Origin of the sequence: Paenibacillus sp. SSG-1 (assembly GCF_002224835.1) — a bacterium.
GTDB classification, from domain to species: Bacteria; Bacillota; Bacilli; order Paenibacillales; family Paenibacillaceae; genus Paenibacillus_AQ; species Paenibacillus_AQ favisporus.
This window is the reverse complement of the sequence record NZ_MBRK01000001.1, coordinates 1,712,144-1,730,914: the sequence shown is the minus strand read 5'-3', so window position 1 is coordinate 1,730,914 and position 18,771 is coordinate 1,712,144. Positions and strand designations below refer to the sequence as shown.

The 18,771-nt window shown below is 52.5% G+C and carries 14 protein-coding genes; 4 read left to right on the top strand and 10 right to left on the bottom strand.

Features of this window, described 5'->3' with window-relative positions:
* Window positions 1-231: 231 nt before the first annotated feature.
* Both BCV73_RS08090 and BCV73_RS08085 read right to left on the bottom strand, forming a co-directional pair.
* On the bottom strand, window positions 232-5,697 hold the full coding sequence (locus tag BCV73_RS08090; protein WP_089546693.1) for a HAMP domain-containing protein: 5,466 nt from the start codon (window positions 5,695-5,697) through the stop codon (window positions 232-234).
* Between the two features lie 278 nt (window positions 5,698-5,975).
* Window positions 5,976-6,950: a helix-turn-helix transcriptional regulator gene (locus BCV73_RS08085; RefSeq protein WP_089546692.1), complete on the bottom strand. Its 975-nt coding sequence runs from the start codon at window positions 6,948-6,950 to the stop codon at window positions 5,976-5,978.
* 230 nt (window positions 6,951-7,180) lie between these two features.
* Here BCV73_RS08085 and BCV73_RS08080 point away from each other — a divergent pair, with 230 nt between their 5' ends.
* The gene (locus tag BCV73_RS08080; RefSeq protein ID WP_218828116.1) at window positions 7,181-7,975 is read left to right on the top strand and encodes an alpha/beta hydrolase; all 795 of its coding nucleotides are present in this window, start codon (window positions 7,181-7,183) and stop codon (window positions 7,973-7,975) included.
* A 121-nt stretch (window positions 7,976-8,096) separates the two neighbouring features.
* Here BCV73_RS08080 and BCV73_RS08075 read toward each other — a convergent pair whose 3' ends face one another.
* The 5 genes from BCV73_RS08075 to BCV73_RS35395 form a co-directional block, all read right to left on the bottom strand.
* Window positions 8,097-8,519 carry an SgcJ/EcaC family oxidoreductase gene (locus tag BCV73_RS08075; RefSeq protein ID WP_089546690.1) on the bottom strand — a complete coding sequence of 141 codons (423 nt, stop codon included), beginning with the start codon at window positions 8,517-8,519 and terminating at the stop codon, window positions 8,097-8,099.
* A gap of 24 nt (window positions 8,520-8,543) precedes the next feature.
* Window positions 8,544-10,682: a multicopper oxidase domain-containing protein gene (locus BCV73_RS08070; protein ID WP_256992774.1), complete on the bottom strand. Its 2,139-nt coding sequence runs from the start codon at window positions 10,680-10,682 to the stop codon at window positions 8,544-8,546.
* Between the two features lie 51 nt (window positions 10,683-10,733).
* Window positions 10,734-11,483: an SDR family NAD(P)-dependent oxidoreductase gene (locus BCV73_RS08065; protein WP_179231925.1), complete on the bottom strand. Its 750-nt coding sequence runs from the start codon at window positions 11,481-11,483 to the stop codon at window positions 10,734-10,736.
* Window positions 11,484-11,900: 417 nt separating this feature from the next.
* Complete coding sequence (locus BCV73_RS08060; protein ID WP_089546687.1) at window positions 11,901-12,308, bottom strand: DUF6223 family protein; 408 nt, start codon at window positions 12,306-12,308, stop codon at window positions 11,901-11,903.
* Complete coding sequence (locus BCV73_RS35395) at window positions 12,305-12,457, bottom strand: hypothetical protein (protein ID WP_218828115.1); 153 nt, start codon at window positions 12,455-12,457, stop codon at window positions 12,305-12,307. Before BCV73_RS35395 ends, BCV73_RS08060 begins: the two co-directional genes overlap by 4 nt.
* A 218-nt stretch (window positions 12,458-12,675) precedes the next feature.
* Here BCV73_RS35395 and BCV73_RS08055 point away from each other — a divergent pair, with 218 nt between their 5' ends.
* Together BCV73_RS08055 and BCV73_RS08050 are read left to right on the top strand one after the other, a co-directional pair.
* Window positions 12,676-13,362 (top strand): response regulator transcription factor, encoded by a 687-nt coding sequence (locus BCV73_RS08055; protein WP_089546686.1) that lies wholly within the window; start codon window positions 12,676-12,678, stop codon window positions 13,360-13,362.
* Window positions 13,359-14,477 carry a sensor histidine kinase gene (locus BCV73_RS08050; RefSeq protein WP_076167576.1) on the top strand — a complete coding sequence of 373 codons (1,119 nt, stop codon included), beginning with the start codon at window positions 13,359-13,361 and terminating at the stop codon, window positions 14,475-14,477. Before BCV73_RS08055 ends, BCV73_RS08050 begins: the two co-directional genes overlap by 4 nt.
* A 124-nt stretch (window positions 14,478-14,601) precedes the next feature.
* Here BCV73_RS08050 and BCV73_RS08045 read toward each other — a convergent pair whose 3' ends face one another.
* The gene (locus BCV73_RS08045; RefSeq protein ID WP_089546685.1) at window positions 14,602-16,146 is read right to left on the bottom strand and encodes an MDR family MFS transporter; all 1,545 of its coding nucleotides are present in this window, start codon (window positions 16,144-16,146) and stop codon (window positions 14,602-14,604) included.
* Window positions 16,147-16,319: 173 nt separating this feature from the next.
* Between BCV73_RS08045 and BCV73_RS08040 the strand changes: the two genes are divergently transcribed.
* The gene (locus tag BCV73_RS08040) at window positions 16,320-16,757 is read left to right on the top strand and encodes a MarR family transcriptional regulator (protein ID WP_089550152.1); all 438 of its coding nucleotides are present in this window, start codon (window positions 16,320-16,322) and stop codon (window positions 16,755-16,757) included.
* Between the two features lie 78 nt (window positions 16,758-16,835).
* Here the strand turns inward: BCV73_RS08040 and BCV73_RS08035 are convergent, their stop codons facing one another.
* Both BCV73_RS08035 and BCV73_RS08030 read right to left on the bottom strand, forming a co-directional pair.
* Window positions 16,836-17,435, bottom strand: coding sequence for a nitroreductase family protein (locus tag BCV73_RS08035; RefSeq protein ID WP_089546684.1), 600 nt, complete (start codon window positions 17,433-17,435; stop codon window positions 16,836-16,838).
* A 196-nt stretch (window positions 17,436-17,631) separates the two neighbouring features.
* The gene (locus tag BCV73_RS08030) at window positions 17,632-18,654 is read right to left on the bottom strand and encodes a UDP-N-acetylmuramate dehydrogenase (RefSeq protein ID WP_244169189.1); all 1,023 of its coding nucleotides are present in this window, start codon (window positions 18,652-18,654) and stop codon (window positions 17,632-17,634) included.
* Window positions 18,655-18,771 lie beyond the last annotated feature (117 nt).

Here is an 18,771-nt window from a genome sequence, read left to right as displayed (position 1 = left end):
AGTCATTGCCTTCATCTCCGGGTACGGTTGGTGCAGATGAAGCGGCCGCGGCCCGTCTATAAAGAGTCTAACCATTCCGCCGAAAGGCAAAACATCCCTGGAAATCACGATCTCTCCGCCAAACTGGATCAAAGGACAGGGGCTTATTGTGATAGGGACATTGCCGAGAATAGAAAAAGAGATGCCTCCCACCGGAAACAGCGGGAAACATCTCTAAAATGTCCGTTCCTTCTACTCCTCCAGGTCCGGCCCGGCATCTTCCTCAGGTGCCGTCGTTCCGAGCCAGCTGCGGATCATCGACAACAGCTGCGCACTGTTCACCGGCTTGGTAATGTAGTCGGATGCTCCGGCTTCCAGGCATTCCTCCCGGTCGCCTTTCATCGCCTTGGCGGTCAGAGCAATGATCGGGAGATCCTTGAACTGCGGCTTGCTGCGGATCGCCCGCGTCGTTTCGTAGCCGTCCATGACCGGCATCATGATGTCCATCAGCACGATCTCGATATCCGGCGTCTGCTCCAGAATTTGAATGGCCTCGTGTCCGTTTTCAGCAGGAACGACCATCATCTGATGACGCTCCAGGATCGTAGTCAAGGCAAAAATGTTGCGGATGTCGTCGTCCACTACCAGAACCTTTTTATACTGAATCATCTCGTCGGATTGATACAGCTTGCGCACGAGCTCTCCCGCCTGTTCTGGCAGGTCATCCAGCTTGCGGTGCAGGAACAGGCTCGTCTCGTCGATCATCTGGGCCGGCGTCTTGACCTCTTTGATGACCGCGGATTTGGTCAGCTCTTCCAGTTCCTCCTCCTGGTCATGGTTCCATTTGACGCTCCGGTTCAAGACCAATGGCATGTGCTTGTTCTTTGGATTTTTCTGCATTTCCCGGACGAACTGCAGAACGTTCATATCCTCCAAATCGTTATCCGCGAGCACGCAGTCAAAATGCTCATTCTTCAAGGTCTCGAGCGCTTCCCGGGCGGTCTGCGCCATGACGATCCGCATGTCCCCGCTGCCCAGAAGAGCCGCCCATTCCTGGCAGCGCTCATCTTCCGTTGCGGCCAGCAGCAGGCTGCGGCTATGTTCAGCCGCAAACCGGCTCAGCTGATCCAGCGCCTTCTCGAGGTCTTCGTTGGTGACCGGCTTGCAGACATACTCATAGACTCCCTTGCGGAGCAGTTCAACTTCATCCTCTTCGACGGTGATGACGCAGACCGGAATATGCCGGGTTGCCAAGTCGTTCTTCAAGTGCTCAATGACCATCCAGCCGTCCATATCGCCGAGGCGCAGATCGAGCGTAATCGCCTCAGGCTGGTATTTTCTCGCCAGCTCGAGTGCGCCGGATCCTTTTGTCGTGATGACCGCCTTGATATTCTTCCGGTGCAGCAGCTCCAGCAGGATTTCGTTAAACTTCACGTCGTCTTCAATGATAAGAAAGACGCGATCTCCCGGCTCGATCCGCTCGCGGTCGTCGTTCACGTCATCCGCCTTGCGGCTGAAGGTCAGCTTCTGCTCCGGCGGCGTGACGTCGATGATTTCCGGCACGTATTTCGGCGTTTCCTCCTGCGGCCCCATTTCCATGTCGACCGGCAGGTAGAGGTTGAAAATGCTGCCTTTACCGACGACGCTGTATAGCGTCAGTTCCCCGCCAAGCAATTGGGCGATCTCACGGGAAATGGCCAATCCGAGCCCCGTGCCCCCGTACACCCGGTTCGTGCTGCCGTCCGCCTGCTGGAACGCCTCGAAAATGATCTGCTGCTTGTCCTCCGGAATACCGATTCCGGTGTCGCTGACCGAGAAGCACAGCACGTTCGGCGCTTGGTTCAGCGATTCGTTATCCCTGCTCCAGCCTTCGCTGGCCCGCCGCAGGGCCAAAGTAACCTGGCCCTTCTCCGTGAACTTAAAGGCGTTCGACAGGAGGTTTTTGAGCACCTGCTGCAGCCGCTTCTGATCGGTAACCACCGTATCCGGCACGTTCGGATCCACCTTGATGCTGAACTCAAGCAGGCTGTTATCCACCATCGGGCGGAACGACCGGTCGAGGCTGTCCGTCAGCGCTTTGAGGGACACTTCGCTGAAGTCCGGCGTTACGGTGCCCGATTCAATTTTGGACAGATCCAAAATTTCATTGATCAGGTTCAGCAGTTCCAGCCCTGAATCCTGGATCGTTTTGGCGAATTTGACCTGATGTTCGCTCAAGTTCTCATCCGGGTTATCCGCAAGCTGTTCGGCAAGAAGGAGGAGGGAATTGAGCGGCGTTCTTAATTCATGCGACATATTGGCCAAAAACTCCGATTTGTAGCGTGAGGTCAGCGCAAGCTGCTCCGCCTTCTCCTCGAGGAACTGCTTCGCAACCTCGACCTCCTGGTTTTTGCTCTCGACCTCGGCCTTTTGCAGGACGAGCAGCTTCGCCTTGTCCTCCAGCTCCTCATTCGTATGCTGAAGCTCCATCTGCTGCTTCTGCAGCTCCTCCGTCAGGGACTGCGACTGCATGAGCAGCTCCTCCGTCCGGCGGTTGGCCTGCATCGTATTCACGACGATGCCGATCGATTCGGTCAGCTGATCCAGGAAAGCCAGATCGATCTCGGTAAACGCCCGGAAGGACGCCAGCTCCAGCACGCCAAGCACATGCTCCTCGAATATAATCGGCAGCAGCACGATATTGAGCGGCACGGCTTCGCCGAGTCCCGATGATATCATGACATAATCATGCGGCACGTTCGTCAGCAGGATACGCTGCTTCTCCACGAGGCACTGGCCGACCAGCCCTTCGCCGGCACGGAAGCGGTTCGACAGATGCTTCCGGTTCTGGTAGGCGTAGCTGGCAAACAGCGTCAGCACCGGTTCGTCGTTCTCCGGCTCGTTGATATAGAAGACGCCGTGCTGAATCGACACGAGCGGCGCCAGCTCCGACAGGATCATGCGGCTGATGGCATACAGGTCGCGCTGTCCCTGCAGCAATCTCGAAAACTTGGCGAGATTGGTCTTCAGCCAGTCCTGCTCGGTATTGATGCGGGTCGTCTCTTTCAAGTTCCGGATCATTTCGTTCACATTGTCCTTCAGCGCGGCAACCTCGCCGGCCGCAGCGACATCGATCGTCCGGGACAGATCCCCTTTGGCTACCGCCGTAGCCACATTGGTGATTGCACGGACCTGCGTGGTCAATGTGCTCGCCATATAGTTGACATTGTCGGTCAAATCCCGCCAGGTGCCTGCGGCTCCCGGAACGCTGGCCTGACCGCCCAGCTTTCCTTCTGCGCCGACCTCACGGGCGACGGTAATGACCTGATCGGCGAACGTATCCAGCGTCTCGGTCATATTGTTGATCGTATCGGCCAATTCGGCAATTTCGCCCTTCGCATCCACGTTCAGCTTCTGCTTCAGGTTCCCGTTCGCCACGGCGGTCACGACCTTGGCGATGCCGCGGACCTGATCCGTCAGATTGTTCGCCATAATGTTAACGTTGTCGGTCAAATCCTTCCAGATGCCGCCGACCCCGCTCACCTGCGCCTGTCCGCCCAGCTTGCCGTCCGTTCCGACTTCGCGGGCGACGCGCGTGACCTCGGAGGCAAACGAGTTCAGCTGATCCACCATCGTATTGACTGTATTTTTCAGCTCCAGCAGCTCGCCGCTGACGTCGACCGTAATTTTCTTGGACAGATCTCCGTTGGCGACCGCTGTCGTCACACCGGCAATGTTCCGCATCTGGATCGTCAGGTTGCGCGTCATGTTGTTCACCGTATCGGTCAGGTCCTTCCAGGTACCCGACACATCCTTGACGTTCGCCTGGGCGCCGAGCTTGCCTTCTGTTCCGACCTCGCTGGCCACCCGCGTGACTTCCGACGCAAAATTGCTGAGCTGGTCCACCATCGTGTTCATTGTGTTTTTCAGCTCGAGCAGTTCGCCTTTGACGTCGACCGTAATCTTCTTGGACAAATCGCCCTTCGCTACCGCCGTCGTCACTTCGGCGATGTTCCGCACCTGATTCGTCAGGTTGCGGGCCATATTGTTGACGCCTTCGGTCAAATCCTTCCACGTGCCGCCGACGCCCCGGACCTCAGCCTGTCCGCCGAGTTTCCCTTCCGTGCCGACCTCGCGGGCCACGCGGGTAACCTCGGACGCAAACGTGCTGAGCTGATCCACCATCGTGTTGATCGTGTTTTTCAGCTCAAGGATTTCGCCCTGCACGTCCGCAGTGATCTTCTTCGACAGGTCCCCGTTCGCCACCGCCGTCGTCACGACGGCGATATTGCGCACCTGGTTCGTCAGGTTCGAGGCCATGTAGTTGACGTTTTCGGTCAGATCGCGCCACGTGCCGGCCACGCCTTTCACCTGCGCCTGACCGCCAAGCATGCCGAGCGTTCCGACCTCGCGGGCCACGCGGGTCACTTCGGACGCAAACGTGCTAAGCTGATCCACCATCGTGTTGATCGTATTTTTCAGCTCGAGAATTTCACCCTTGGCGTTAACCGTAATGTGCTTGGACAGGTCGCCCTTCGCCACCGCTGTCGTCACTTCGGCGATGTTGCGGACCTGGTTGGTCAGATTGCTGGCCATGGAATTGACGCTTTCGGTCAAGTCACGCCATGTTCCCGCTACGCCGCTGACCTCCGCCTGTCCGCCCAATATGCCCTCGGTGCCGACTTCGCGGGCAATTTTCGTCACTTCGGAAGCGAACATGGACAGCTGGTCCACCATCGTGTTGATCGTATTTTTAAGTTCCAGGATTTCACCCTGAACGTTGGCGGTAATTTTTTTCGATAAATCCCCGTTGGCAACAGCCGTCGTAACGACCGCGATATTGCGGACCTGATCCGTCAAATTCGTGGCCATGTCGTTGACGCTCTCCGTCAAATCTCTCCACGTGCCGGACACGCCCTTGACGTTCGCCTGCCCGCCGAGCTTTCCTTCCGTGCCGACCTCGCGGGCCATTCGGGTGACCTCAGACGCAAAGGTCGACAGCTGATCCACCATCGTATTAATCGTATTTTTCAATTCCAAAATTTCGCCGCTGGCATTGACCGTGATCTGCTTGGTGAGATCGCCCTTGGCCACTGCCGTCGTCACTTCGGCGATGCTGCGGACCTGGCTCGTCAGATTAGCCGCCATGCCGTTCACGCTGTCGGTCAGATCTTTCCATGTCCCTGAGACGCCTTCAACATCGGCTTGACCGCCCAAAATGCCTTCGGTCCCTACCTCTTTGGCTACGCGGGTCACTTCGGAAGCAAACTTGCTCAGCTGGTTGACCATCTTGTTGATGTTGTTGGCGGATTTTTTGAACTCGCCGGTCAGCGGCCGCCCTTCAAACTCCAGATCCACCTTTTGCCTCAAATCGCCCTGGGCAACCGCGTTGATCACGCGCACCATCTCGCTGGTCGGCTGGATCAGGTCACTGACAAGACCGTTTAACGATTCTACGGCCGCCTCCCAAGACCCGCCGGTATTTTTATGGGAAAACCTGCGCGACAGCTTGCCCTCTTTACCGACAACCCTGGCAACGGTATCGATTTCGGACACAAGGCTCTCCTGCATTTCCATGATCTCATTAAAGGTGTCTGCGATTTTTCCGGCGATGCCCGTCTGATCGTATGGCATGCGGTATGTAAAATCTCCCTTTTTAAAAGCCATCAGCGCATCGAGCAGTTCCTTGGACTGAACCTGGCTCTCTTGCGAATCCGGTTTCAAATGCTGATCCGACATGGTCAAATCCCTCTCTCGACATAATTTTACACCGTTCATTGCTGGTAAACATGATTTCTCTATTATTCTACTATGCCGATTAAAATCTGTCATTTTTCTGCCAGTTAAAAGTTAAAAATTACACTTTAGCGAAAGCACATTAGCGAACACACAAAAAGCCGCCCAAATCGCTGGACGGCCGTGAAGGTATCAAGTTACTTTTGCTTAGGACACTTGTTCTCCGCAACTAACTCGAGAGAGAAATCTACATCCACCCCAATAAAATTGAAATCGGAAGACTAGGATTGTGGAATGCTGTACTCTTCGAGAGCACGGACCAGCTTTGTTCTGACCGCTTCTCTTAGCTCTTCCGATTGGAGCACGACCGCTTCAGCACCAAAAGAAAAAAAATAATCAGCAAAGAATGGTATTTCGGAAGGGAAGATACCCATTTCCAGTATGCCTGTGCCGTCCTCGGAACGATGTACTTCTCCCCAAGGGAAAATCCAGCTCTTTTCTCGGAATAACTCAATCCCTTTTGCCGTTAGTTTCACTTGAACATCTACGCTTTCCCGTGTGCTGTAGAAATGAGGCCCCCAGTTCGTTAAATCCACCTCTGAAACATCCACTGCAGGCGTTGACGCTTCGGCATCCGCCAAGACGGCTGACCCTATCCGATCTACCCGGAATAATCGGAAAGCTTGTCGCAAATAGCAGTAAGCTGGGCAAAACCAATATCCCTCATGGGCATATATACCGATGGGTTGAATCGTTCTTTCATGGGTACCATTCTTTCGAATTCCATAATTGATTGTTACGGGCAACCTTCTAATGGACGCTTGGAGCAATAACTCAAGGCAGCCAGCTTGTTCTGGGCGTGTATGCGTAAAGAAGTCAATTCGGTTTCGCATCTCGTCGATCTGACCTTTCACATCTTCCGGTAAGTACCTGTAAAATTTTCGAAGTGCGGATTTTGCAGATGCCTCGAAAGGCAGCGAGCTGAAGTGTCGAAGGGCATGGGAAGCAAAAAATATGGAGAATGCCTCATTTTCCGTAAATGAGATCGGTGGGAGGCTTCGCTCAGTCAGAACATGGTATCCGCCTCCCGCTCCAACTTGAGAGTATAAAGGCACTCCCATTCCACTCAGCTCCTGCAAATCGCGTAGCATGGTTCGGGTAGACACACCAAATTCTTCGGCAAGCTCTTTGACGGTGAATTTCCGCTTTCGATTTACCGCCATCATCAATTCAATCAGGCGCCTTGACTTCCCCATCATATTTACCCCCAAAAGATTATAGTGACAAGTTCTGTCACATTCATATTATACACTATGAATACGCCGGATCGTTGGGAGAGATTGACGGTAGAAAGCGATATAATAAAGCGAAGGAGAATATTCATATGTCTAGAGAACAACGTAACAAATTGGATGAAATGCTGCGGCGTCCTAACCCTGCCAAGCCGCAAACCGTCGAGGAGATGCGCGCGAACTTCGCTGCCATGATGGCAACGATGTTAGTACCTGCGGGCGTGCGGACCACGCCGACAACCATTGGTAATCGACCCGGTGTGATCGTTGACCCTGCACAGGATACCCGCCCAGGAATCATTCTTTATTTCCATGGCGGCTCGTATATTATGGGCTCCCCCTACACGGCTATGTCCCTTACCGCAAACCTGGTCGACAAGACCGGTATCCGGTCCGTCTCACTCGATTATCGCCTCGCCCCGGAGCATCCGTTCCCTGCGGCTCTTGAGGATGCTCTCGCAGCCTATCGTGAGCTTCTGGATAATGGAGTCCAGGCGTCGTCTATTGCGTTTGCCGGCGACTCCGCTGGCGGCGGTATTGCTGTCTCGACTTGCCTGATGGCACGGGACGCAGGCCTGCCGATGCCAGCAGCAGTCGTGACGTTCTCGCCGGGGCTCGATAAGACGCATTCCGGAGCAAGTATGGATAACAAAATGGGGCTCGATCCGTTCTTCACCCGTGAGGGCTTTGCATTGACGGACGAGATGTACCTCGCAGGACAGGATCCGAATCATGAACTCGTAAGCCCCGCCAGGTTCGCCGATCTTACCGGATTCCCACCGATCCTGGTGCAGGCCGGAACCAATGAGCTGCTTCTTGACGATTCCACGCAGTTAGCCGATCGTGCACGCGCAGCAGGCGTTGATGTCATCCTTGACGTTACCGCCGACGTCCCGCATGTGTTCCAGGCGTTCACGGGTATGCTTGATGAAGCCGATCAAGCGCTGGACCGTGCTGCATTGTTCATCACACAGCATCTCAGATGTTGAATACAAATGTTTAAAGATTTGCTAAAAAAAATGCTCCCTTATACGATAAGGAGAGCATTTTTTTCGTTATTGCATTTCTTTGGTTGGCCCCATCACGGGCGGTACTGGTAAGCCTGCTTGATTAAATGCCTGGCATCGACTGGATCCGGCTGTTTTGGAATGCCGCTATTTTCCATTCCCCTTCTTGTCTGATTACCACATTCGTATTTATTGAGCCCCTGTCGTTAGGGTCCTGCGCTGGATCAGGCAATTTGACCTCGCCGATCCCGTGAACAATCGCTATGTCCGGCGTTAAAAAACGCGGCCGCACTTCATCCGTAAGTGTGGAATCCAATGTTGTGCCTTTGAGCGGACCCTGGAACAGCATGTGATGAACCTCCGCAATCTCCTTTTTCCCTTTCAAGTGCTGGCCCATAAATGTCACGTAATCTGCGTCATCCGTAAAGCAATCGCCGTAAGCCGCTCCATCCCCCTTGTTCCAGGCCTCGCTCAACGACATAAACAGTTCCTTCATCAATTGAAAATCTTTCGCTTGGTTTTCCATTCATCATCTTTCCCTTCGATTGGTTTATTCCGGCATATTTCCCGATCTCACTCCCGCTTCAAAGGAGGGCATGACATGGTCATACATCAGATGCAGGGTCATCCCGACAGCCGCGTGGTCTAAAATATGGCAGTGATCCATCCACATGCCCGGATTGTCGGCTATAAAGGCCACTTCATACATTTCGTCCGGATTAACGTTCAATGTATCGGTCACCCACGGCGTTTGAACTCTTTTGCCGTTTTTCTTCAAAACCGTCATCTGATGTCCGTGGAGGTGCATCGGATGCTCCGAGAGGCTTTTGTTGATAAACGTCGTTTTGATTTTCTCTCCTTCTTTGACAACCAAAGTAGGCGTATGGGGATACACTTCTCCGTTAATGGTCCAAAGATAATTCATCTTCCCGTTATAAAATCCGAGCCGGTTTCCCAATACCATCCTAAATTCCCGATCGAACCTGGTCACGGATGTCAGTTCTGAATCTGCCGGTTTCCCGTATTGAGACGGGTCAAACAAGCTCGATTCCGCTTTAAAGCTTATTGGGTCCGGCGGTAAATTTCCATAAAAAACGACGCTCGGTCCCTCCATATCCGTGGAATCGCCTAATTTGAGCAGTACGGGATGATTCGGCATCGTAAATGTGACGTCGTATCTCCCGCCCGCCGCAAGCCTGAAGGCAGTTTGATCCGATAACCGATCCGGCTGCCGGAGAGGAGTGCCATCAATGCTCGTGATCTTATATTCACTCCCCTGGAGCAAGTACTTTTGGGATTGATTGTTGGCGTTAATGAGCCTTAGTAATACGGTCTTTCCGGGCTTTACCTGTTTTTTTTGTATACGGTCCTGGTCCTTGAAAGCCGTCTTCTCCCCCTGATCGGTGTTCCAATTATGATTAATGAGCGTCACCTCTTCATCGTAGCTGGCCGTCTCCTCTGATGGTTCGACGATAAAGGATCCGAACAGGCCGTTGCGTACTTGCTCTGCAGCCTGCTGGTGAGAGTGGAACCAATACGTCCCTGCTTGCTCGGCTCGAAACTTATACGTGAACGATTCCCCCGGGTTGACGACATTTTGAGTCATGCCCGGTACGCCGTCCATGGCGTTCGGCACGTTGTATCCATGCCAATGAATCGTCACACCTTTGTCGATATCCCGGTTCATCAGCTTCACTTCCACCATCTCTCCTTGCCTTGCGCGCAGCTCGGGGGCGACCTCGCCGTTATACGTCCAAGCTTCGATCTTGGCACCGGACGCAAGCGTCATTTCCCGTTTCTGCGCAACGAGCTCATAATGGATATCCGCAGGAGAGGAGATATCCCCCGTCAGTTTCGCTACTTCCACCATATTGGCATGGTCAGCATGATTCTGATGACCCGTCATCATCGTCGGCGTGCCGCCTCCTTCGTCCAGCCAGCGGTGATTCATCATATCCGATGCTTCCGGAAGCTTCGAGGCGTGAAAGTCCGACCAAGCCTGAAAGGCCACCACCCCGATCGCTACAATGGCCGTCGTTAATCCCGCTAAGGCGAATTTCAACAGCCTTTTCCATAAAGGAGCCACGGTAAATGTACCTTTCATGATCGCCTGATATCTTCTGATGACGATATAGGATGGCACAACCAGAACGAAGAGATATAGCGTGATCATCAGCACCGTCTCCAGCAGGCCGGGAAGGGTCGGCTGCGAGAAAATCGTATGAAAGGCAGCAATGCCGGATGCAAGGGCGGCCGCATAGATCGGGATCAGCAGCCTCGGATCGGTTGTTGTGACCATCGAATCTGAAGACGATACGTCCGCAGTGGAAACCCGCAGTCTCCTTAAAACGGGAAGTGTATACAGGACCAAGGGAACGTAGCCAATCAACATGATGGGCAAAATCGTCTTGACGATGCCTTCAACGAACCACCAGCCGTTTCTAACCCATTGGCTGATCATCAGAATGAACCATAACAAGGCTAATGCAAGGCCAATATAACTGATCCAAAGCAATAACGTTCTCCAGACCTTCCGTTGAAAAATGCCTTTTACGTAAGGAAGCCCCGCGGCCGCCGTTCCGACGATCAACCATAGCGCCGTCACCGCGTAGGTTAACATCATACTTGTAATCGTTTCGAACATTACGTTTTTTCCTTTCCACCGGTAAATATCCTGACGTCTGACCACACAACATTTGGATGGGAGGCAGCCTTCTTATGGATCTGCACTCTGCCCATGTTATTTACCGCCTGTAACGCGGATTTCTTCTCCATTGACAAAGCTGTTCGCCGTTGATCCCAAATAAATGATCAAATTCGCAACGTCATCCGGGGTGCCCAGCCTTCGCGTCGGAAACGATTCGGCATAATCTTCAAGCATCGGCTGCGGGAATACGTGCGGGACCCATTCCGACAGCGTGAGCTCAGGAATGACAACATTGGAGTAAATACCATCCGAAGCCAGCTCCGCCGCCAAGGTACGGCTGAATCCGTGCAAAGCCGCTTTGGCCGTCAGATTTGCGGTTTCGTTCGGTTTCCCGGCGTATACCAGACTCGAAGAGACATGAATCAATCGTCCCCATCCCTCCTGCTTCATAAGCGGAACGGCCGCTTTCGTTGTCATATACGTTCCCTTGACGGTCTGATCGATAACGGAAAACCACGCTTCATTCGCGCTCGCCTCTACCGCGGCTTCCTCTCCCCAAAAGACGGCGTTATTCACGAGCACATCCAACCGCCCCCTCTCCTTCTTCACTTGGTTGAAGGCCCGGTAAATGCTCTGCTCGTCATTTAAGGACATTTGGACGGCCTGACCAGAACCTCCTGACGACTGAATATCGCTGATGGTTCGGTCCGCCTCGCTTCGGTTGCTTAAATAGGTGATGTAGACATGAGCTCCTTCCGCAGCGAACTTCTTTGCAGCCGCTCTGCCAATTCCGCGCGAACCTCCCGTTATCACAGCCACTTTCCCCTGTAAACCATAATCCATCCTCAACATCCTCCATCATTCGACTTTTTTGCAACCCAATCCCGATCTGCTTGTATTTTAACGAAACGGTCCCGCGATTCCATTCGGCTCATCACGATAGGCTCTCTCCCCTTTCGAGACAAATCCTGGCTCGCTTCCTTTAGATCGTGGAGGGCTGTCACATTAATCTCAATCGATTAATTATCTTATTTTATTATTTATCTTAAACAATTAAGATAATTTTATATTATCCTCGAGGTTCCCTTGTGTCAAGAGGTAATTCATCCGAATTTTTCCTTATCCGAACAGATAACAAACGTCCCAAGTCAGATGATCTTTAACAGGATCCAGCAAAACCTCTTGCTCCTATCAGAAATAAAAAAAAGACCGCTTGCAGCGGTCCAGGTCGGCCAAAATCAGGTATTTAACGATTACGCATCAGCCCGAATGGCGAGATCGAACCAAAGTCAACCCGGCAAGGACGATACTGACCAGCCCTACTACAATGGCAATGATGGCTCCGGCCCGCCCGCTGCCGGTTCCGAAATCTCCGGTAAAAATGGTCAAATGCAGCAGGGCGTAGACTATGACAATCAGCCCCACCACCCCGGACACGATGGCCCCGCGCCTCCCACTGCCCTTACCGAATCGACCTGCGGAGCGAGCCAAAGAAAGCCCGCCGATGATCGCGCCGATCAAGCCTAACATCGCATCTAACGAAGCCCAGATTCGCCCAGGGGTAGCTTCTCCGTATCCGACATTACCATTGGCCGCTGCAGCGGAAGCAACTGATGGAACAAGTAGAAAAACACAAAATATAGCGAACATCACCATCTTTATTTTCATTGGCCAAAGCTCCTTTTTGTTTTTGATTCGTTCTTCGCCACTTCCTTGTACACGACACGCGTTCTAACTGCGAGCGGTGAAAGATCGGCTGCTTCCACCGTACGATCCAGATCTTCAGGTTCACTGCGGTTTACGGGTAGATTACTCATCTTTGAATCCTCGCCTTCGTTAATTTAAGATTTTTGTTCTTATGCGCTTATCGCTCGCATTGCACAGTCAGTGTAAACAATAAATGTCGAGAACTTATGCAGATCCGCCTCCTTTTGTATGGATTTATTCATGATCGTGTGAAAACACAGTATAATTTGGGGGTAAGTGATGGAGCTCACCTACTCGAAGCAGACTAAACTGGAAAGATGGGATTCGAATGGAACCGAAGTTGTTGCTTGTGGAGGACGAACCGGGCATGCTTGAGGAGATGCAGACCTATTTGCATCGTGAAGGGTTTCGAGTATTGACCGCCCGTACCGGGAAAGAAGCGCTCATAATCGCCCGATCTGAACGGCCAGATCTCGTTGTGCTTGATTGGATGCTTCCGGAGAAAAGCGGCATCGACGTGTGCCTTGAAATCAGACAAACCTCGAATTGCGGCATTATTATGGTCACAGCCCGTTCGGATGAAACGGATAAAATCGTCGGTCTGGAAATCGGTGCGGACGATTATTTGACGAAACCGTTCAGCTTGCGCGAGCTGTCTTCGCGTATCCGGGCATTGCTTCGCCGCTTGCGTGGACCTGAAGACAAGCCAATACTGCTTGAAAGAGACAACTTGACCATTTCCGAGACCAAATGTCAGGTGTTCAAGGATGGCCAGGAGATTCAACTGACACCGACCGAATTCAAAATTTTGCTCACATTGGCTGCGCGTCCCGGAATGGTTTTCAGCCGCCTGCAATTGTTAAAAGCCGCCCTCGCGGATGAATATATGGGATACGAGCGAACGATGGATTCCCACATCCGGAATCTTCGCCGCAAGCTGGGAGACGATTCGGCCAATCCCCGTTATATTCAAACGGTCTACGGTTTCGGTTACCGATTCGGTGAACAACCATGACGCTCACGGTTCGCCAAAAAATATTTGTCTGCATGGGACTGCTCGTTTTTATTATCGGAGGTGTTCATGCCGTTACCAAGCAGGCTTATATGGAGTCTTTGTTCGATCAATATCGCAAGGAAGAAATCCGTACAGCTTATTTGAACGCACCGCCCGGGGAACAAATTGAGCATTTGAAGACTTACGTTTCAGGAAAAATGCGGAAGTTCGAGCTTGGGAATTGGTTCTTTTTCATCGCAACCGGGCTGTTCGCCAGTTTATGGATTTCAGGGGTGCTCACGATCCCGCTTCGAAAGCTTGTTGCCGCGATCGAACGCGTTGCGCAGGGAGATCTGCACGTGAACGTTCCTGTAAAATCAAAGGACGAATACGGCAAAGTCATCCGGACATTCAATGACATGACGCTTCGTCTCCGGGAAGCCGAGGACGCCCGCAGGCGGTTGGTAGCGGATGTCGCTCATGAGCTGCGGACCCCGCTGTCGATCATGCAGCTCAAGCTAGAAAATGCTCAGCAGGCCGGTCAATCTGTCCCCCCGGAAATGCTGCTTAGACTCCATGACGAAGTGATCCGCTTAGGCCTGCTTGTGGAAGATCTTCATGTCTTGTCGCTGGCTGAGGCGGGTCGATTGGCGCTGGATTGCAAACCGCTCGATCTCTCAGCAAGACTTGAACAAATCGTGGACGATATGAACGTGGAGGCTGAGGAGAACGGGCTGGAAATGCGCTTCTCTTCAAACACAAGGCCGGTAACGGTGATGGCAGACGCGAGACGAATGACGCAGGTGTTCATCAATTTGTTGACGAATGCAGTTCGTTACACATCGGAAGGCGGAAAGGTTTCGGTTGTCATTGAAGATCAAGTTTGGGATCAGAATGCACTTTATGTATGTGTCTCGGTGATAGACTCCGGTATCGGTATTCCAGCCGATGAATTGGCTCATCTGTTCGATCGTTTTTATCGTGTGGAAAAGGCCCGTTCGCGGCACACAGGCGGAACGGGCCTCGGATTATCGATTGCTCATCATTTAGTCCGGGCCCACGGCGGGTTCATCCGCGTTGTGAGTGAACCCGGTCAAGGTACGACATTTAGTGTTTTTTTGCCTGTGCATACTTGAAAAAATATATCGCTCTTGTCCTATATCAAAATAGTGTCCACATTCGTGTTGTAATAAAAAGTTTGCCTTCAATCAGCAAGGGCTGCCCGTGGAAACGGACAGCCCTTGCATTTTTTTAACCGATTTACACCGTTTTCTGCTGTTTTGCCGAAGCTGCCTTTTGTTCCTTGCCGACGGTGACTCTGGCATTTCCCATGCTGGCCACGACGACCGCGGCGATGGCGATCGGAATCAGCGCAAACAGAAATACGCGGGAAATGGAATGGGACATGGCGTCCACGATGTTGTTGAGCACTTCAGCCGGAATTTTGGCGCGGTTGGCCGATTGGAAAATTTCCTGCGGACTGCCGACATTGGCCATGGCCGAATTGGCCCCGCCGCCCATGCCCTTGAAATTTTCAGCAAGCCGGTTCGTGAACAAATTGTTCTGAATGGTGCCGAAAATCGTGATCCCCATCGTCATGCCGAGCGACCGCAAAAACTGGTTGGTCGAGTTTGCGGTACCGCGGAAGCGAGGCTCCAGGTTATGCTGGGATGCCGTCGGCAGCAGCGAGAACGAGAAGCCCATGCCAAAGCCGACGATGATCATGAAGATCGTCAGATAAATCCGGGCGGTATCGGGGGTCAGCGTGCTGAGCAGATACATGCCGCCCAAATAGAAAATGACCGACATGATCATAAGGTTCCGGTAGCTTGTCTTGGTGGAGAAAATCCCGCCAATGGCGCTCCCGGCCACCGATCCCAGCATCATCGGCGTCAGGATCAATCCGGCGTTCGTAGCCGAACCGCCATACACCGCCTGTACGAAGATCGGGATATATACCGTCATGATGATAAAGGTTCCGCCGTACAAAAACGCGAGCAGCTGTGATGTCGCAAACAGCCGGCGTTTAAACAGGAAGAACGGCAATATCGGCTCCTTCGCTTTCAGCTCCACGAAGAAGAAGATGATGAAGAATACCGCAAAGCTGGCAAACAGAGCAATAATCGGTGCGGAATCCCACGCGTACTCCTTGCCGCCCAGCTCCAGTGCGAACATCAGGCTGATGACGGAAATAACGAGCGTCGATGCGCCCCACCAGTCGATTTTTTGCTTGTTATGGGATGGGGACTCTTTGTAACTGCGCAAAATGAAAATCAGGGACACGATGCCGATCGGCACGTTGATGTAGAAAACCCACTCCCAGCCGGCGTATTCGGTGATATACGCACCGAGCAGCGGTCCCACCACGCTGGCCGATCCGAATACGGCTCCGAGCAGCCCGGTCATTTTGCCCCGGTTCTCCGGCGGAAAAATATCGAAAATAATCGTAAACGCGATCGGCAGGAGCGCGCCTCCCCCGATCCCCTGAATCGCCCGGTACAAGCTCAGCTGTTCAATCGTCTGGGCCAGCCCGCACAGCGCAGACCCCAGTAAAAACACAGTTAAGCCGAAAATGAAAAAACGCTTCCTCCCGTACATGTCCGACAGCTTGCCGAAGATCGGCATGCCGGCCATCGTCGTCACCATATAGGCCGAGGTGACCCAGACGAATTTGTCCAGCCCCCCAAGATCGGATACGATCGTACCCATGGCGGTGGCGACAATGGTATTGTCAATGGCAGACATAAAAATGGCCAGCAGCAGCCCTGCTACGACCATTTTAATGTTGCTTTTCGTCGCTTCCATTGGTTATCTCCTTTACAATGTATTGTCCCTTCCGATAAAATGAAACCAAGTCATTATCTCGGAATTCAAGTATCTCGATCATCAAGATATTCAGATTCTAAGAGGAGGTCTTGCTTTTGTCAAGTCAAAATGCTGAGGGCAACACATCACCTGAAGAACGGTTGGCTTCGCAAATGAGAAAGCTGGGAACCAGGACCGTCCTGTACCAACAGCATGTCGCCAGTTCCCTCGGTTTATCCAACACCGATTTGAAATCCGTAGATATATTGTGGGAAACCGGTCCGATTACGGCCGGAGAGCTCTCCAAAATTACCGGTCTCTCCACCGGCACCGTCACCGCCCTGATCGACCGTCTGGAGAAAGCGGGTTACGTGCGGAGAGAGCAGGACCCGTCCGACAGACGCCGGGTCATCATCGTCCCCGACTATTTTGCCAGGGACGAAGTTCGCGAGACCTTCAAGCCGCTGCACGATTCCGTGGTCCAGCTCGGCTCGTCCTATACGGCAGAGCAGATCGAGCTGCTCATTGACTTTGCAGCCAAGGTCAGCGGCATCATGGAGGAGCAGATTCGCACGCTTGGCGGCGGACGCTCCAAATCGGCTGCAGAATAGCATGGCACGCAAAAAAAGCACCCCGCGCATAAGACGTGAGGTGCTTCTCTTAAATTAAGTATAAAAATTCCGTACTGCTTATTTGAATACTTTAACGCGGTCTTCAAGCGGCTTGAATTCTTTCTCGCCTGCCTGAACTGTCGGTTTGCCGAAAGGCATTTGGGCAATCAGTTTCCAGCTTGCAGGAATGTTCCACTCTGCGGCAACCTTCTGGTCGATCAGCGGGTTGTAGTGCTGCAGGCTGGCGCCAAGGCCTTCGACTTCAAGCGCGGTCCAGATGACCAATTGGTGCATCGCCGAAGTATGGTGGGACCATACCGGGAAGTTGTCTGCATAAGAAGGGAAGCTTGCTTGCAGTCCTTCAATGACTTCATAATCTTCGAAGAACAGGATTGTGCCGTATCCGGCGCGGAAAGCAGCCATTTTCTCAGCAGTCGGTGCAAAGCTGTCAGCCGGAACAACGGCTTTCAGCACGTTCTCCGTTACATTCCACAGCTTGTCATGCTGCTCGCCAAGCAGAACGACAACGCGTGTGCTTTGCGAGTTGAAAGAAGACGGCGTGTATTTCACCGCGTCGTTGACGATCTCCTGAATTTTCTCGTCGGAGATCACCTGCTCCTTGCTGATTCCATATATGGAACGTCTGTTCTTGAGTGCATCAATAAACTGTTTAGACATTTTTATATCTTCCTCCTTTTTGTTACTTACTTACTTTTTTAGTATACATACACCCTCGTCCAATTACAATACCTTAATTTAAAGATTTTTAACTGGATTGTCACCTCGGTCACGAACGTGACACAAATAACCCGCCAATCGCGGGTGAAGGCGGGTTACGGTCACATAATATTCACATATTCGGATTTGAAACAGACTACTCGACGACGACGACCTCAGGTTCAGGAACGAAGCCGAACGCCTTGTCGACCCCCTCCATGATCACATTCATCAAATATTTAATGTGCTCGGCGGTCGCATGATCCGTGTTGATGATCATGTTCCCGTGGAAAGGAGAAATCATGGCGCCGCCGTATGCCTTCCCTTTCAATTCAAGCCGGTCGACCAAAGCACCGACGGGAACGCCGTAATCGTAATTGTTTTTAAAGACGGATCCGCAGGAAGGATACTCGAAATGGCGCTTGCCGTTCCGGTATTCCTCAATCTGGGTCATCGGGGCGGGCAGATGGATTCCCCGGCTTTGGAGCGCCTTCGCCTCTTCAGCCATATACGAATAGAACGAAGACAGGGACGACATCCCCTCTTTGTCCTTCCAGCGGCTCAGCAGGCGGTTTGCCTGCTGCGGATCCAATTGCTCCGGTACGGCCAGCATATCCGCACCCAAAATAAGCCACGGATTCATCTGGAATATGGACTGCTTATAGCCATATTTGCACTGGCTGACATCAATCGATTGAACGGACAGGGATGGATCTTCCAAGTCCACATAATACACCGTTTTGATAATGTCGCTGATCTGCCGGTGGTTGTACTTGGCGTTCATGTAAATGCCGGCCCCCAGGCCGCCCGGCAGCAAGTAGGTAAACTCGTAACCCGGGATGTTATACATCAGGCCTGCGATCGACAGCATGGACATCGGTGTCCCCGAGGAAATAAACCATTTGTCCGGGGTAATGTCCCAATAAACCAGCCTTTTCAAAGAAATGTACAGCGTATCCTTGCGCGGATTGTCGGGAAACAAAAGATTAGAGCCCATCCCGCAGAAAAAATAGTCCAGGCCGTGGGTTCTGCATCCCTGCAGCAGCGTGATCAGCTCTTCGGCCGTTTCGGGCATAGCGAAGAAATTCGCTTCTCCGCCGATCTGATAGGACGAGTGGTTCGCAAGCGGTTCATTCCGCAAGCACAGATTTTCAAATGTCATCCGGTTATTAATCATCATGGCAAATTCTCACTTTCAACTTTCTTGTCTTTGCACGGTCCCTGGATCGGGAATCCGCGCCTCATAAGAAGCCTAACTAAATATACAGACCTATCTATTCTAATATATCGTCGGTCT